Source organism: Nocardioides oceani, assembly GCF_030412965.1.
GTDB lineage: Bacteria > Actinomycetota > Actinomycetes > Propionibacteriales > Nocardioidaceae > Nocardioides > Nocardioides oceani.
This window is the reverse complement of the sequence record NZ_JAUHJQ010000002.1, coordinates 133,571-147,732: the sequence shown is the minus strand read 5'-3', so window position 1 is coordinate 147,732 and position 14,162 is coordinate 133,571. Positions and strand designations below refer to the sequence as shown.

15 protein-coding genes are annotated in these 14,162 nt (G+C 73.7%); 7 read left to right on the top strand and 8 right to left on the bottom strand.

Features of this window, described 5'->3' with window-relative positions; translation table 11 throughout:
- Nucleotides 1-21 precede the first annotated feature (21 nt).
- From QWY28_RS06230 to clpS, 4 genes are read right to left on the bottom strand one after another with little or no spacing between them, the layout of a single operon-like run.
- Nucleotides 22-489 carry an NUDIX hydrolase gene (locus QWY28_RS06230; protein ID WP_300951454.1) on the bottom strand — a complete coding sequence of 156 codons (468 nt, stop codon included), beginning with the start codon at nt 487-489 and terminating at the stop codon, nt 22-24.
- 47 nt (nt 490-536) lie between these two features.
- On the bottom strand, nt 537-812 hold the full coding sequence (locus QWY28_RS06225; RefSeq protein ID WP_300951453.1) for a hypothetical protein: 276 nt from the start codon (nt 810-812) through the stop codon (nt 537-539).
- A gap of 20 nt (nt 813-832) precedes the next feature.
- The gene (locus tag QWY28_RS06220) at nt 833-1,423 is read right to left on the bottom strand and encodes a DUF2017 domain-containing protein (RefSeq protein WP_300951452.1); all 591 of its coding nucleotides are present in this window, start codon (nt 1,421-1,423) and stop codon (nt 833-835) included.
- A gap of 7 nt (nt 1,424-1,430) precedes the next feature.
- Complete coding sequence (clpS, locus tag QWY28_RS06215) at nt 1,431-1,727, bottom strand: ATP-dependent Clp protease adapter ClpS (protein ID WP_439117232.1); 297 nt, start codon at nt 1,725-1,727, stop codon at nt 1,431-1,433.
- Between the two features lie 6 nt (nt 1,728-1,733).
- Here clpS and QWY28_RS06210 point away from each other — a divergent pair, with 6 nt between their 5' ends.
- The 5 genes from QWY28_RS06210 to QWY28_RS06190 all read left to right on the top strand — a co-directional run bounded on the left by QWY28_RS06210 (nt 1,734) and on the right by QWY28_RS06190 (nt 6,382).
- The gene (locus tag QWY28_RS06210; RefSeq protein WP_300951451.1) at nt 1,734-3,065 is read left to right on the top strand and encodes a nicotinate phosphoribosyltransferase; all 1,332 of its coding nucleotides are present in this window, start codon (nt 1,734-1,736) and stop codon (nt 3,063-3,065) included.
- A gap of 35 nt (nt 3,066-3,100) precedes the next feature.
- A complete protein-coding gene (locus tag QWY28_RS06205) occupies nt 3,101-3,658 on the top strand; it encodes an isochorismatase family protein (RefSeq protein WP_300951450.1) in 558 nt (185 codons plus the stop codon).
- On the top strand, nt 3,651-4,433 hold the full coding sequence (locus QWY28_RS06200) for an enoyl-CoA hydratase-related protein (RefSeq protein ID WP_300951449.1): 783 nt from the start codon (nt 3,651-3,653) through the stop codon (nt 4,431-4,433). The genes QWY28_RS06205 and QWY28_RS06200 overlap by 8 nt, the downstream gene beginning before the upstream one ends.
- 177 nt (nt 4,434-4,610) lie before the next feature.
- The gene (locus QWY28_RS06195; protein WP_300951448.1) at nt 4,611-5,111 is read left to right on the top strand and encodes an ArsR/SmtB family transcription factor; all 501 of its coding nucleotides are present in this window, start codon (nt 4,611-4,613) and stop codon (nt 5,109-5,111) included.
- Nucleotides 5,108-6,382, top strand: a complete 1,275-nt coding sequence (locus QWY28_RS06190) for an MFS transporter (protein WP_300951447.1) — start codon at nt 5,108-5,110, stop codon at nt 6,380-6,382. Before QWY28_RS06195 ends, QWY28_RS06190 begins: the two co-directional genes overlap by 4 nt.
- Here the strand turns inward: QWY28_RS06190 and QWY28_RS06185 are convergent.
- Both QWY28_RS06185 and QWY28_RS06180 read right to left on the bottom strand, forming a co-directional pair.
- Nucleotides 6,375-8,225, bottom strand: a complete 1,851-nt coding sequence (locus QWY28_RS06185) for a bifunctional metallophosphatase/5'-nucleotidase (RefSeq protein WP_300951446.1) — start codon at nt 8,223-8,225, stop codon at nt 6,375-6,377. The genes QWY28_RS06190 and QWY28_RS06185 overlap by 8 nt on opposite strands.
- A gap of 109 nt (nt 8,226-8,334) precedes the next feature.
- Nucleotides 8,335-8,862, bottom strand: coding sequence for a DUF1697 domain-containing protein (locus QWY28_RS06180; RefSeq protein ID WP_300951445.1), 528 nt, complete (start codon nt 8,860-8,862; stop codon nt 8,335-8,337).
- A 68-nt stretch (nt 8,863-8,930) separates the two neighbouring features.
- On the opposite strand from QWY28_RS06180, the gene QWY28_RS06175 reads away from it, so the two are divergent.
- On the top strand, nt 8,931-9,407 hold the full coding sequence (locus QWY28_RS06175) for a MarR family winged helix-turn-helix transcriptional regulator (protein WP_300951444.1): 477 nt from the start codon (nt 8,931-8,933) through the stop codon (nt 9,405-9,407).
- The gene (locus QWY28_RS06170; protein WP_300951443.1) at nt 9,404-10,636 is read left to right on the top strand and encodes an MFS transporter; all 1,233 of its coding nucleotides are present in this window, start codon (nt 9,404-9,406) and stop codon (nt 10,634-10,636) included. The genes QWY28_RS06175 and QWY28_RS06170 overlap by 4 nt, the downstream gene beginning before the upstream one ends.
- 82 nt (nt 10,637-10,718) lie before the next feature.
- Here the strand turns inward: QWY28_RS06170 and QWY28_RS06165 are convergent, their stop codons facing one another.
- Nucleotides 10,719-13,187, bottom strand: coding sequence for a beta strand repeat-containing protein (locus QWY28_RS06165; protein ID WP_300951442.1), 2,469 nt, complete (start codon nt 13,185-13,187; stop codon nt 10,719-10,721).
- A 75-nt stretch (nt 13,188-13,262) separates the two neighbouring features.
- A complete protein-coding gene (locus QWY28_RS06160) occupies nt 13,263-14,135 on the bottom strand; it encodes a hypothetical protein (RefSeq protein ID WP_300951441.1) in 873 nt (290 codons plus the stop codon).
- Nucleotides 14,136-14,162 lie beyond the last annotated feature (27 nt).

Here is a 14,162-nt window from a genome sequence, read left to right as displayed (position 1 = left end):
GACCACCCGTCCCACCGCGGGTCAGCGGAGGAACCGGGCGGCCACCTCGTCGGAGAGCCCGGCGTCGATCCGGGCGAGCATGGAGTCCTGCATCGGCGGCAGGTCGGCGACCGGCCACCAGCGGACGTCGGTGTTCTCGTCGTCGGCGGCGTACGGCTCCCCGGAGACCCACGAGCACGCGAACGTCATGTCCAGGTAGACGCCGCGGTCGCCGTTGGGGTGGGTGATCCGCGGGCTGACGCTGACGGCGGCGAGCCGGTCGACCGAGATCTCGACGCCGGCCTCCTCGAGCGCCTCGCGCCGGGCCGCGACGGCCGGCTCCTCGCCAGGGTCGACGATCCCGGTCACCGGCGCCCAGCGGCCGTTGTCGACCCGCTCGGTCAGCAGGATCTCGTCACCGCGGCGTACGACGGCGGTCACGCCCGGCAGCCACAGCTCGCGGGTGCCGACGAGCTCACGGAGCTCGACGACGAAGGGCGGGATCGGCACGCCGCCGATCCTCGCACCGCCCCCTCACCCGCGGACGAACGACGCGCTCAGCCGGGCGGGCCGGTCGGCGACGCCGCCGGTGCCGGCACGCCGGAGCCGGACGTCGGCGAGGTCGAGCCGGGTCCCCTCGAGCGCCTCGTCGTGGCGCTGCCCCCGCCGGTGGTGCCGCTCCAGGTGTCACCGTCGACCCGGAGGACGACCTCGACGGGCTGCTGGTCGACGAGCCGGACCTCGGGACCGACCGCCTCCGCCGGGTCCGTGGCGTACGTCGCCCGGCGGCCCGCCAGCGCGCCGGTGCCGAGGTCGGCGGTCGACGCCGGCACCAGGGGTCCCCGGACGGCCATCAGCGCCGCGCGCTCAGCGCGCCGACGATCGTCTCCTGGAGGTAGCCGACCCACTCGTAGATGTCGTGGGCCTGGGCGCGGGGGTCGTCGTCGGGGAGGGCGTACCAGTACTCCTCGTCGCCGTCCTCCACGCCGAGCCGGGTGGCCAGCGCGAGGCGGATGTCGGTGAACGAGCGCATCCAGGTCTCGGCGGTCGGCTCGTCGAGCTCGACGTCGATCATCAGCCCGTCCTCGGTGAGCTCGGCCGGCAGGCCGGCCTCCTCGAGCCCGTCGATGATCGTCGCGGCCGCGCGGGCCTTGCCGTCGCGCAACGTGCCCTCCGTGTAGCGGCGGAACTCCCCCGCCGCCTCCTCGTCGTCGCGGTAGGCCGTCGGGAACAGCCGCGCGAGGACCGGGTCGTCCGGCTCGGTCGTCGGCCCGGTGAAGTCCATCAGCGCCTCGAACGGGTCCTGGCTGTCGTTCGGGACGGCCGCCTCGTTGCGCAGCAGCTCGACGAGCTGGGAGGCCAGCGAGCGCAGCAGGTCGGCCTCGAAGCCGGTGAAGTTGGCGATGACCCGCCCGCTGCGGCGGTGGCGTGCGAACCCGCTCACCGGCCGCTCACTCCGCGCGGTCCATCGTCGCCCAGAGGCCGTACTCGTGCATCGCCTGCACGTCGCGCTCCATCTCCTCGCGGGTCCCCGAGCTGACGACGGACCTGCCGTCCTCGTGGACCTCCATCATCAGCTTCTCGGCCTTCTTCTTGTCGTAGCCGAAGTACTTCTGGAAGACGTAGGTGACGTAGGACATCAGGTTGACCGGGTCGTTCCAGACGATCGTGACCCACGGCTTGGCCAGGAAGGTGATCTCGTCGGGAGTGGTGGTCGGCTCGACGTCGACAGGACTGGCGGCGGACACCCGTCCATGGTGTCACAGCGAAGTGGGCACCCTTGTCACGTGACTCCCCCGACCGCGCCCTCCACCGCGTTGCTGACCGACCACTACGAGCTGACGATGCTCCAGGCCGCTCTCGCCGCGGGCACCGCCGAGCGTCGCTCGGTCTTCGAGCTGTTCCCCCGCCGCCTGCCCGAGGGGCGGCGGTACGGCGTGGTCGCCGGCGTCGGGCGCGCGCTCGACGCGATCGAGGCGTTCCGCTTCGACGAGACGGTCCTGTCGGTGCTCGAGGACGTGGTCGACGAGCCGACGCGGGAGTGGCTGGCGGCGTACCGCTTCTCCGGCGACGTGTGGGGCTACCCCGAGGGCGAGACGTACTTCCCCCACTCGCCGCTGCTGGTGGTCGAGTCGACGTTCGCCGAGGCGGTCCTGCTGGAGACGGTGCTGCTCTCGATCTACAACCACGACTCCGCGATCGCCTCCGCGGCCTCGCGGATGACGATGGTCTCCTGCGAGCGGCCCTGCCTGGAGATGGGCTCGCGGCGCACCCACGAGGAGGCGGCGGTCGCGGCGGCGCGGGCGGCGTACGTCGCGGGCTTCGCCGGCACCTCGAACCTCGCCGCCCGGCAGCGGTACGGCGTGCCCACGTCCGGCACGTCGGCGCACAGCTTCACGCTGCTGCACGACACCGAGGCGGACGCGTTCCGCGCGCAGGTCGCCTCGCTCGGCGAGGGGACGACGCTGCTGGTCGACACCTACGACATCGCCGAGGCGGTGCGGGTCGGCGTCGAGGTGGCCGGCCCGGGGCTCGGCGCGGTGCGGCTGGACTCCGGCGACCTGGGCTGGCTGGCGCAGCAGGTCCGCGACCAGCTCGACTCCCTCGGCGCGACGGGCACCCGGATCATCGTCACCAGCGACCTCGACGAGTACGCCATCGCCGCGCTCGCCGCCGCGCCGGTCGACGGCTACGGCGTCGGCACCCAGCTGGTGACCGGCTCGGGACACCCGACGAGCGGGTTCGTCTACAAGCTGGTCGCCCGCGAGGGCGAGGGCGGCGCAATGGTGCCGGTGGCGAAGAAGAGCGCGGACAAGGTCTCCTACGGCGGCCGGAAGTACGCCCTGCGCCGCCGCGGCCCAGCCGGGACCGCCGAGGCCGAGGTGGTCGGGACCGGGCGGGTACCCGAGAACGACGGCGACGACCGCGAGCTGCTGGTGCCGCTCGTCCGCGCTGGCGAGGTCGTGGGGCGCGAGCCGCTCGACGTCGCCCGCGAGCGGCACCTGCGCTCGCGCGCCGAGCTGCCCGTCGCCGCCCAGCAGATGTCGCGGGGCGAGCCGGTCATCCCGACCATCCGCCTCGACTGAGGAGCCGGGCGCAGGCGCTGCACTAGCCTCGCCCCATGGCTCGTGCGCTCGTCGTCGTCGACGTCCAGAACGACTTCTGCGAGGGCGGTTCGCTGCCCGTGACCGGCGGGGCGCAGGTCGCGCGCGACGTGACCGCCGTGCTGCGCGACCGGGCCCGCGACTGGTCCCACGTCGTCGCCACCAAGGACCACCACCGCGACCCGGGCGACCACTGGTCGAGCGACCCCGACTTCGTCCACTCCTGGCCGAGGCACTGCGAGATCGGCACCGCCGGCGAGGACTTCCACCCCGAGCTGGACCCGGCGCCGTTCGACGCCGTCTTCCGCAAGGGCGAGCACGCGGCGGCGTACTCCGGCTTCGAGGGGACCGCCGAGGACGGCTCGACCCTCACCGACTGGCTCCGGGCGCGCGACGTCACCGAGGTCGACGTCTGCGGGATCGCTACCGACCACTGCGTCCGGGCGACGGCGCTCGACGCGGCGGCGGCCGGCTTCACCACCCGGGTGCTGCTCGACCTGTGCGCCGGCGTCGCGCCGGCCACGACCGAGGCGGCGCTCGTCGAGCTGCGCGAGGCCGGTGTCGAGGTTGGCTGATGCGGACGGCGCCGCCCCGGAGGTGCACGTCGCGCTCGCCGACGGCGTGCTCCGGCTGACCATGGACCGCCCGCGGGCGCTCAACGCGCTGACCCCGGACATGCCGGCACTCATGGCCGCCGAGCTCGAGCGGGCGACCGCCCGCGACGACGTCCGGGTCGTGGTGCTGACCGGCACCGGCCGGGCCTTCAGCACCGGCGCCGACATCTCCGGCCGCTACACCATCGACGAGACCTCGATGGACACCGCGAACCGGTGGATCCGCGCCATCACCACCTGCGACAAGCCGGTCGTCGCCGCGGTCAACGGCGTCGCGGCCGGGGTCAGCTGCTCGGCCGCGCTCGCCTGCGACCTCGTCGTCGCCGCGGAGTCGGCGTCGTTCCTGCTGCCCTTCGCCAACGTCGGCCTCATGGTCGACGGCGGGGCGTCGGCGACCGTCGCGGCCGCGGTCGGGCGGGCCCGGGCGATGCGGATGGCGCTGCTCGCCGAACCGCTGCCGGCCCGTGCGGCGTACGACGCCGGGCTGGTCAGCCACCTCGTGCCGGACGACTCGTTCGACGCGGAGGTCGACGCGCTCGCCGCCCGCCTGGCCGCCGGCCCGCCGCTCGCGCTTGCAGCCAGCAAGAAGGCCGTCAACGCCGCCACCCTCACCCAGCTCGACCCCGCCCTCGAGCGCGAGAGGCTCGGCCAGTCGGTGCTGCTCCGCACCGCCGACGTCGTCGAGGGCGTCGTCGCCTTCGCCGAGCGCCGCCCGCCGGTCTTCCGCGGCGAGTGACCCGGCTGCGGCCGCGGCGCTTGTAACGCGACGTTCGCTGCTCTGTATGCACGTTGCAGCGTGCAGACAGAGCAGCGAACCTGTCGTTACATGCCCGGCAGGCCGCGACTCCCCAAGAACCCCTTGACGGTGGCGGCCGGCCTGCGCCACACTCCCCAACGACCATTGGGAGGTCTTGTGGACGAGCCGGTCCAGGCGCTCCGCGCAACCGCACACCCGCTGCGGCTGCAGATGTTGTCGCTGCTGACGGGGGCCGAGCTGAGCGCGGCGGAGGTCGCGCGCGAGCTCGGCATCAGCCACGCCAACGCGTCCTACCACCTGCGCGTGCTCGCCCGCGCCGGTGAGGTCGTCGAGGCGGGCGAGGAACGGGTGCGGGGCGGGACGGCCAAGCGCTACCGGCACCCGTGGCGCATCGGCCTCTCTGCCGACGAGCCCGCCGGGCGCGAGATGGAGGTGCGCGCGATGAGCCAGGAGCTGGTACGCCGCTGGGCGGCGCGCACGCCCGGGCGCAGCCAGCTCTGCGACGCCGAGCTGTGGGTGACCGACGAGGTGTGGGCCGAGGCGCTCGCGCTCGTCGAGCAGGCCGCCGCCCTGGTCCACGAGCACGCGCAGCCGCCCCGCACCGACGACACCCGCAAGGTCGGGCTGACCATCGCGGCGTTCGGGATGGAGTCGTGAGCGACCGGCCGCGGATGCTCGAGCCGCTCCGCGAGCGCGGCTTCCGCTTCTACTTCCTCAGCCGCTCGGTCAACCTCGTCGGCACGACGATGGCCGGCATCGCCCTGACCTTCGCGGTGCTCGAGGTCAGCGACTCCCCCACCGCGCTCGGCACCGTCCTGGCGGCGCACTCGATCCCGATGGCGGTCTTCCTGCTCGCCGGCGGCGTGATCGCCGACCGGTTCGGCCGCACGCTGGTCATCCAGACCTGCAACGTGCTGGCCGGGCTGACCCAGCTGGCGATCGCCGCCCTCGTCATCAGCGGCACCGCCGAGGTCTGGCACCTCGTGGCGCTGACCGCGGTCAACGGCACGGTCGCGTCCATCAGCATGCCGGCGCTCGCGGGCATCGTGCCGGCCCTCGTGCCGCGTGACCAGCTCCAGCCGGCCAACGTGCTGCTCTCGCTCATGCGCAGCTCGATGACCATCCTGGGCCCCTCCGTGGCGGGCGTCCTGGTCGTCGGCGTCGGGCCCGGCTGGGCGCTCGTCGTCGACGGAACCACCTACCTGGTCGCGGCCGCGCTCCTGCTGGGGGCGCGGATCCCGCCCCGGCAGCGGACCGGCGAGCAGGAGTCGATGGTCGCAGAGCTGCGCGAGGGCTGGCAGGTCTTCGTCGGCACCACGTGGCTGTGGGTGGTCGTCCTCGGCTTCATGGTCCTCAACGCGCTCGAGCAGGGCGCGTTCAACACCCTCGGCCCGGTCCTGGCCAAGGGCAGCGAGATCGGCGAGCACGGCTGGGGCCTCATCCTCTCCGCCGAGGCGGCCGGGTTCCTCGTGATGGGCCTCGTCCTCGCCCGGGTGCGGCTCCAGCGTCCGCTGCTGTGGGGGATGCTCGGCATGGGTCTCTACGGCCTGCCGATGATCGTCCTCGGGACCACGACCGAGACGGCCGTCGTCATGGTCGCCGCGTTCGTCGGCGGCATGGGCGTGGAGGTCTTCTCGCTCGGCTGGAACCTCGCCATGCAGGAGAACATCGCCGACGACATGCTCTCCCGCGCCTACTCGTACGACGCCCTCGGCTCGTTCGTCGCGATCCCGGTCGGGCAGCTGGCATTCGGTCCCCTCGCCCTGGCCTTCGGGCTCCAGCACACGATCCTGGTCGCCGGCTCGGTCTACCTGGTGGTGGTGGCCCTGGTGCTCACCTCACGTGCGGTGCGCACCTTGCCCCGGGCCACCACCTCCAGCGCCGCCAGCGACGCGACCGGGTCGACCGACCCGGAGCCGGTCAGCTGATCGTGACCGGCTTCCCGCCGGAGACCAGCTGCCAGTCGACCGAGGCGAACTCGGCCGGGTCGATGGTGCCGTGCTCGACCACCCAGTCGATGAGCAGCTGACGGATCTCGTTCTGCTGGTTGTAGATCACCGGTGCGGTCGAGACGTGCGGGAAGCCGCCGCCGCCGGACTGCCGGTAGTTGTTCACCGCGAGCGCGAACTGCTGGTCGTCGGTCACCGGCTTGCCGTCGTACGCCAGGTCGACGATGCGCGACCCGGCCGGCTTCGAGACGTCGATGCCGTAGGTCAGCGGCGCGTCCAGGCCGGCCACGGCGTCGTAGTTGTAGTCCGGCGTGCCGTTCGGCGCGGACGCGGTGACCGCGTTCGTGAGCTCGGCGACGGTGAACGGCCCCGTGCCGGTGACCTGCTTGAAGTACCGGGCGGAGAACTCCAGGTAGTCCTTCAGCTGCTTGCCCGTGATCCGGACGCCGAGCAGCGTGTTGTCGAAGACGTAGAGCCCGGCCACGTCGCGGATCGTGATCTCGCCCTCCGGGAAGCGGGCGGTCCGGCTGAACGGCGCGGCGATCGACAGGACCGGCAGTGCGGCGTCGGCACCGGACAGGCCGGCCTTGACCGCCTCGCCCTGGACGTGCTGGACGAAGTCGATGATGGGCACGTCCTCAACGACGCCACGGGCGCCGAGCAGCTCGACGGCGGAGGTGCCGACGACCGAGTTGACGTAGTCGACGACCGTGTCGTGCTGCGCGCGCACGGCCGCGGCGACCTTCGGGTCCTCCGCGACGGTGTTGGAGTTGAGCACCTGGGAGCCGGAGGAGACCAGCACCCACTTCTGCTTGCCGTTCCTGCCGTAGACCTCTTGGAGGGTGAAGTCCATGACGGCCACCCGCATGCCCCAGTAGAGCGGCTCGCACAGCACGACCTGGTGACCGGTCTTCTTGTTCCGCACGAACCGCTGCGCGATCTCCTTGTGCGCGTGGCCGACGAGGATTGCGTCGACGCCCGGCACCTCCTCGGCCACCAGAAAGGCGGCGTTCTCCGGGAACGGCAGCGCGTCGCCGTACGACGAGGAGGTGTCGGCGCCCGAGTGCGCCGCGACGACCACCAGGTCGCAGCCCTTGCGCTTCATCTCGGGGACGAACCTCTTCGCCTGCTCGACCAGGCCCGGGAACTCCATCCGGCCCTCGACGTTGGCCTTGTCCCAGATCGCGATGCCGGGGTTGGTCAGGCCGAGCACGCCGACCTTGACCGTGCGGCCCCGCCCGACCTTGTAGGTCTTGATGACGTACGGCTCGAAGACCGGCCGCTTGGTCGCCGGGTCGACCGCGTTGGCGGCGAGCAGCGGGAAGTCCACCTGCTCCTCGAAGGTGCGCAGCAGGTCGATGCCGTAGTTGAACTCGTGGTTGCCGAGGGCGGCCGCGTCGTAGCCGACGAGGTTCATCGCGCGCGCCATCGGGTGCACGACGTCGCCACCGATCGGCTCGACCCGGGCGTAGTAGTACGCCAGGGGCGTGCCCTGCAGGGTGTCGCCGGCGTCGAGGGTGAGCACCGGGCCCCGGGCCCGCAGCTCCTGGCGCGCGGCCTTGATCAGCGTGGCGACCTTCGCGACCCCGATGTCGTCCTTGGCGGCGTTGTCGAACTCCGCGTCCTTGAAGTAGTCCCAGTTGAAGACGTTGCCGTGGAGGTCGGTCGTGCCGAGCACGGAGACGGTGACGCGCTTGCCCTTGCGGCCGGCGGGCGCACCGGACCCACCGGCGGCGACGGCCGGGGCGGCGTACCCCGCGGCGGCGAGGGCGGCGGTGCCGGTGAGGACGGCACGGCGCGAGGGGACGGGCTGCTGGGTCATGGTGACTCCCGAGAAGGTCGAGCGGCTCCGGGGCGTCCGGGGCGCGGGCAGAGTTCTACCCGACGGCGCCGACACCCTCGACACCGAGCGGGTCACGATCCGGTGAACCTCAGGAGCACCACTTCTCGACGAGCGCGCGCACCACGGTGATGTTGCGGTTCGTCGCCACGCCGAGCTGCTTCTCGACCGCGGCGTTCGTCAGCCGTGCCTGGTGGTAGCCCTCGCGCAGCATCAGGTGCACCGCGCGCCCGCCGACCTTGGCGACCTCCTCCGCCGAGCTGCGCTCCTCGAGCAGGCGGACGACCGCCTCCGACGGCTCGTCCTTGAGGAACGAGACGTAGTGGCCCCCGTCGTGGCCGAAGGACTCCGCCTGCGCGGCCACGTCGCGCAGCTCGGCCGGCGTCAGCACGATGGTCGGCACCTCGAAGCCGGCGTACTCGCGGAAGGCCCCCTCGAGCGCGGCCTCGATCCGCGCGCGGGACCGCAGCGAGCAGTCGAACCGGACGTTCCCCGTGTTGATGTGCGTGCGCACGTCGGTCCACCCGAGGCCCTCGACCGCCGCGACGATCCGGTCCTTGGGGAACTTGCGGTGGGCGCCCAGGTTGATGGCACGCAGGAAGGCGATGTACGTCGGCACGCGCGCATCGTCGCGCAGTGCGCCGGATCACGTGGCGATGCATAGGTTGCCTATGTAATGTCGGGGGCGTGACCGACCCCGCCCGCACCGGGCCGCCCGCCACCGACCTCGAGCTCGCCAGCGACCTGGTCGTCCATGCCGCCCGGCTCGTGCGCGCCGTACGTCGCACGCTCGACCTGCCCGCCGGCGTACGGCTGCTCTCGATCCTCGACGAGCACGGCCCCCTCGGCGTGAGCCGGCTGGCCGTCCTCGACCGCTGCTCGCAGCCGACGATGTCGGCCGCCGTGGCCGCGGCGGCCGACCGCGGGTGGGTCGACAAGCAGCCCAACCCCGACGACGCGCGGAGCAGCGTCGTCACCCTCACCCGCGCCGGCCGTGCCGAGCTCGCCCGGATCCGCCGTACCAACGGCGAGACCGTCGCCGCCCGCCTCGCCGCGCTCCCCCAGCACTCGCGCCAGGACGTCGCCACCGCCGTCGCCGTGCTCCGCGACCTGCTCGACATTTCGCTCGAACCGCACGACCTCTCGGAAGGAGCTGCTCGTTGAGCACCTCACCCTCGATCCTCAAGCAGCCACGCGCGGTGTGGGCCGTCGCGTTCGCCTGCGTCATCGCGTTCATGGGCATCGGGCTGGTCGACCCGATCCTCAAGGAGATCGCCGCCCAGCTGGAGGCGACGCCCAGCCAGGTCTCGCTGCTGTTCACCAGCTACATGGCCGTCATGGGCGTCGCGATGCTCGTCACCGGCGTCGTCTCCAGCCGGATCGGGCCCAAGCGCACGTTGCTGACCGGGCTCGTCCTCATCATCGTCTTCGCCGGCCTGGCCGGCGCCTCGGGCAGCGTCGGCGCGGTCATCGGCTTCCGTGCCGGGTGGGGCCTGGGCAACGCGCTCTTCGTCGCCACCGCGCTCGCCACCATCGTCAGCTCCTCGCAGGGGTCGGTCGCGCAGGCGATCATCCTGTTCGAGGCGGCGCTGGGGCTGGGCATCGCCTCGGGCCCGCTCGTCGGCGGCCTGCTGGGCGAGCACTCCTGGCGCGGTCCGTTCTTCGGCGTCTCGGCGCTGATGACGGTCGCCGTGGTCGCCACCGCGGTCTTCCTGCCGTCCACCCCGCCGCAGGGACGGCGCACGTCGGTCCTCGACCCGCTCCGCGCGCTGCGCCACCCCGCGCTGCTGCTGATCGCGATCGTGGCGATCTGCTACAACCTCGGGTTCTTCACGCTCATGGCCGCCGGCCCGTTCGCGCTGCCGAGCTTCGACATCATGGCCGTGGGCTGGACGTTCTTCGGGTGGGGCCTCCTGCTCGCGTTCACCTCCGTCGTCGTCGCCCCGTGGCTGCAGCGGCTCTTCGGGACGCTGCCGACGCTGGTCGCCGTGCTCGCGCTGTTCGCCGCCGACCTCGCGGTGATGGCGCTGGGCGCCGAGCACGAGCCGGTCGTCGCGACCGGCATCGTGGTGGCCGGCGCGTTCCTCGGCGTCACCAACACGTTGGTGACCGAGGCCGTCATGGGCGCCGCTCCGGTCGACCGTCCGATCGCCTCGGCGGCGTACTCCTTCGTGCGCTTCACCGGCGGGGCCGTCGGCCCGTACGTCGCACTGAAGCTCGGCGAGCACGTCGACGTGCACGCGCCGTTCTGGTTCGGCGCCGCCGCCGTCGCGGTCGGCGTGGGCGTCGTCGCGGCCGGCGCGCCCACGATCCGCCGGGCGCTGGCCGGTCACGGCCCGGCCCCGCACAGCGCGGCCGAGGCCGAGGCGGAGCTGGTCGGCGACCTCGGCTGAGCGGCCGCCGCTCTCGCGGCAGGTCCGCGCACCGCGACGCGGCCCGGGCACGTGCTCCGTGCCCGGGCCGCGTCGTGTCGGCTCAGGCCCGCCGGCGCCGGCGACCGCCGGCCAGCAGGACCCAGGACGCCGACATCGCCAGCAGGAGGCCGCCGACGAGCAGCGCCGCTGCGCGCATGTCCGTCGCCGCCGGGACCTCTGCCGTCGTGCTGGGGCCACCCAGGCCCGCCTCGACCGCGAGCGGAGTGCTGTACGCCGCCCCCGGCCGGGCCAGGACGCCCGCCTCGGGGCCGCCCTGCTCACCGGTCGTGCCGGGCTGGCCGGGCTGGCCGGGCTGGCCGGCCGTGCCGATCGTGCCGGGCTGGCCGGCGTCCGAGCCGCCGTCGGTGCCGTTGGATCCACCGTCGGTGCCGTCGCCCTCACCGGGGGTGGCGGGACCACCGGGGCCACCCGGGCCACCCGGGCCGCTCGGACCACCGGGGCCGTTGCCGGTGCCGGGCGTGCCGCCGTCGGACCCGCCCTGGTCGTTGCCGTCGCCGATGATCACGACCTGGTTGCCGTCCGCCTCGAGCGGGGCGTCCACGTCGACCACGCCACCGTCCGTGCCGGTGCCGTCCGTGCCCCCGTCGGTGCCCCCGTCGGTGCCGGTCGAGCCACCCGAGGTGTTGCCGTCACCGATCACGATGACCTGGTTGCCGTCGGCGCCGATCGGGGCGTCCACGTCGACCACGCCACCGTCGGTGCCGGTGCCGTCCGTGCCCCCGTCGGTGCCGCCGTCGGTACCGGTCGAGCCACCCGAGGTGTTGCCGTCACCGATCACGATGACCTGGTTGCCGTCGGCGCCGATCGGGGCGTCCACGTCGACCACGCCACCGTCGGTGCTGTCCGTGCCGGTGCCGGTGCCGGCGTCGGTGCCGGTCGAGCCACCCGAGGTGTTGCCGTCGCCGATCACGATGACCTGGTTCCCGCCGAGGTCGACCGGGAGGTCGGCGTCGACGACCCCGCCGCCGGCGTTGCCGCCGGTGGAACCGTCGGTACCGGTCGAGCCGCCCGAGGTGTTGCCGTCGCCGATGATCACGACCTGGTTGCCCGCACCGTCCACGGGCGCCTCGAGGTCGACGATCGAGCCGTCCGTACCGCCAGCAGTGCCGCCGTCGGCGCCGGCGCCCGGACCGGTGGAACCACCCGTCGTGTTGCCGTCACCGATCACGATGACCTGGTTGCCGCCGAGGTCGACAGGGAGGTCGGCGTCGACGAGCCCGCCGGTCGCGTCGCCAGTCCCGGTGGTGTCCCCGTCGGTCGGCGGGGCGCCGGCGGCGCCGCCGGTGGTGTTCCCGTCACCGAGCACGATCACCTGGCCACCGGAGGCGTCGACCGGCACGAAGGCGTCGACCACCGACCCGTCGCCGAGCGGCCCGTCGGCCTGGGTCGCACCGTCACCGGCCGACCCGGCGGTGGTGTTCCCATCGCCCAGCACGACGACCTGGTTGCCCGAGCCGTCGACCGGCACGAATGCGTCGACGAGCGCGTCAGCCGGACCGGTGGTGCCGCCGGCCTCGGTCGCGCCGTCACCGGACGAGCCGCCGGTGGTGTTCCCATCGCCCAGCACGACGACCTGGTTGCCCGAGGCGTCGACCGGTGCGAACGCGTCGAGCACGTCGGCCCCGGTGCCATCGCCGTCGCCGGCCTCGGTCGCGCCGTCGCCGGCTGAGCCGCCGGTGGTGTTCCCGTCACCCAGCACGACCACCTGGTTGCCCGAGGCGTCGACCGGTGCGAACGCGTCGAGCACGTCGGCCCCGGTGCCATCGCCGTCGCCCGCCTCGGTCGCGCCGTCGCCGGCCGAGCCGCCGGTGGTGTTCCCATCGCCCAGCACGACCACCTGGTTGCCGGAGAGGTCCACCGGGGCCACGGCGTCGACCAGTGAGTCGCCGGGGGCGCCGGGGGCGCCGGGGGCCGAGTCGTTCCCCGTCGAGCCGCCCGAGGTGTTGCCGTCACCGATGACCGTGACCTGGTTGCCCGAGGCGTCGATCGGGGCGTCGACGTCGATGATGCCGGGCGAGGCCCCGCCGCTGTCGGGGGCCTCGGACGTCGAGCCGCCGGAGGTCGAACCCCCGTTGGTGTTGCCGTCGCCGACGACCGTGACCTGGTTGCCCGAGGCATCGATCGGTACGTCGACGTCGACGCCGTCGCCGCCGAGCGAGACGCTGGCGTCCTCACCGGGGGCGTCGCCCGAGCCGGAACCGCCGTTGGTGTTGTCGTCGCCGATCACCGTCACCTGGTTGCCGGAGAGGTCGACCGGCGCGGTGACGGTCAGGCCGTCGTCCTCCGGGGTGACCGTCACCTGGTCGTTCGGGCCGGAGGCGCTGCCGTTGGTGTTCCCCTCGCCGAGGAGGGTCACGTCGTTGCCGGCGAGGTCGAGCGGGAGCTCGATGCCCGGGCCGGTGGTTCCTTCGTCTGCCGAGGCCGGCGAGGCGCCGAGCGCGAAGCCGAGGAAGGTCATTCCTCCGGCGACCGCGAGCGCAGCCAGTCCACGGCGCACAGTCGTACGCATGGTGGGGGTCCCTTTCGTCTGACGTCGTCACGGCCGGGGGACCGCGACGTTCCTGCTGCGGAGCGCGCAGGGACGTCAGTCGGGGGTGCAGCCGGGGCGGCCGGGCGGCGTCGAGCCGGGGGCCGCGTCGGCCGGGCGCACGAGGCGCCAGGCGGTGAGCGCGAGCAGGGCCGCGCTCGTCAGGTGCGCCGCCACCGCAGGGGCCGCGCCGGTACCGGCGGAGGTCGCCGTCGCCGAGGAGTAGCCGTACGGCGCCTCGGCGGTCGCCGGGGTCGTGGCGGCGGTCTCGCCGGACGGCCGCAGGGTGCCGGCCTCGGCAGGGACGTCGGGCGCCGTCAGCGGCGCGGCGGTCACGACCACGGCAGTGGTACGCCGCACGTCGGCGCCGCGGTCGGGGCCGCGGTCCGCGCGCGGACCCTTGCCCCGGTCGCCCTGGGCGCCGGGCTCGTCGCCCGCGCCGTGCGGCGCGGGCTGGTTCGCGGGCGACGTCGGCGCGGGGGCGGGTCCGGAGGCCGAGGGCAGCTGGCCGACGACCGACGTGGCTCCCTCGGTGACCGAGCGGCCGGCGTCGGCGACCACCGTCGAGACGCCCTCGACGACGGCGCCGACCTGCTGGTCGACCGCGTCGGCGACGGGCACCACGATGGCGTCGTCGGCCGGCACGGGCGTCGTCCGGACGACCTCGCGGGCCACCTCGGTGACCTGCTCGGTGACCTGCTCGGCAACCCGCCGGACAGCCGGCTGCACGGTCTCGCGGACGACCTTCTCGGTCGTGTCGCCGACGGTGTCTGCCGGCGGCGGCGCGGGCTGCTCGGCGAGCCGCCCGGGGTCCGTGCCGGAGTCGGCGGAGGCCGACCCGGCTCCCAGCAGGAGCCACACCACGACGGCAGCGGCGAACCCGGCGACGTACAGGACGTATCGCCGGGCGCTGGCTGCGCGAGTGGACATGGGTCTCCCGTGGACGAGTGAAGCCGT

What these genes read in the sequence shown, in the direction of transcription:
- QWY28_RS06210 (WP_300951451.1), top strand. Translation starts at nt 1,734, where the DNA reads ATGGTGTCACAGCGAAGTGGGCACCCTTGTCACGTGACTCCCCCGACC.
- QWY28_RS06205 (WP_300951450.1), top strand. Translation starts at nt 3,101, where the DNA reads ATGGCTCGTGCGCTCGTCGTCGTCGACGTCCAGAACGACTTCTGCGAG.
- QWY28_RS06185 (WP_300951446.1), bottom strand. Translation starts at nt 8,225, where the DNA reads ATGACCCAGCAGCCCGTCCCCTCGCGCCGTGCCGTCCTCACCGGCACC.
- QWY28_RS06165 (WP_300951442.1), bottom strand. Translation starts at nt 13,187, where the DNA reads ATGCGTACGACTGTGCGCCGTGGACTGGCTGCGCTCGCGGTCGCCGGA.
- QWY28_RS06160 (WP_300951441.1), bottom strand. Translation starts at nt 14,135, where the DNA reads ATGTCCACTCGCGCAGCCAGCGCCCGGCGATACGTCCTGTACGTCGCC.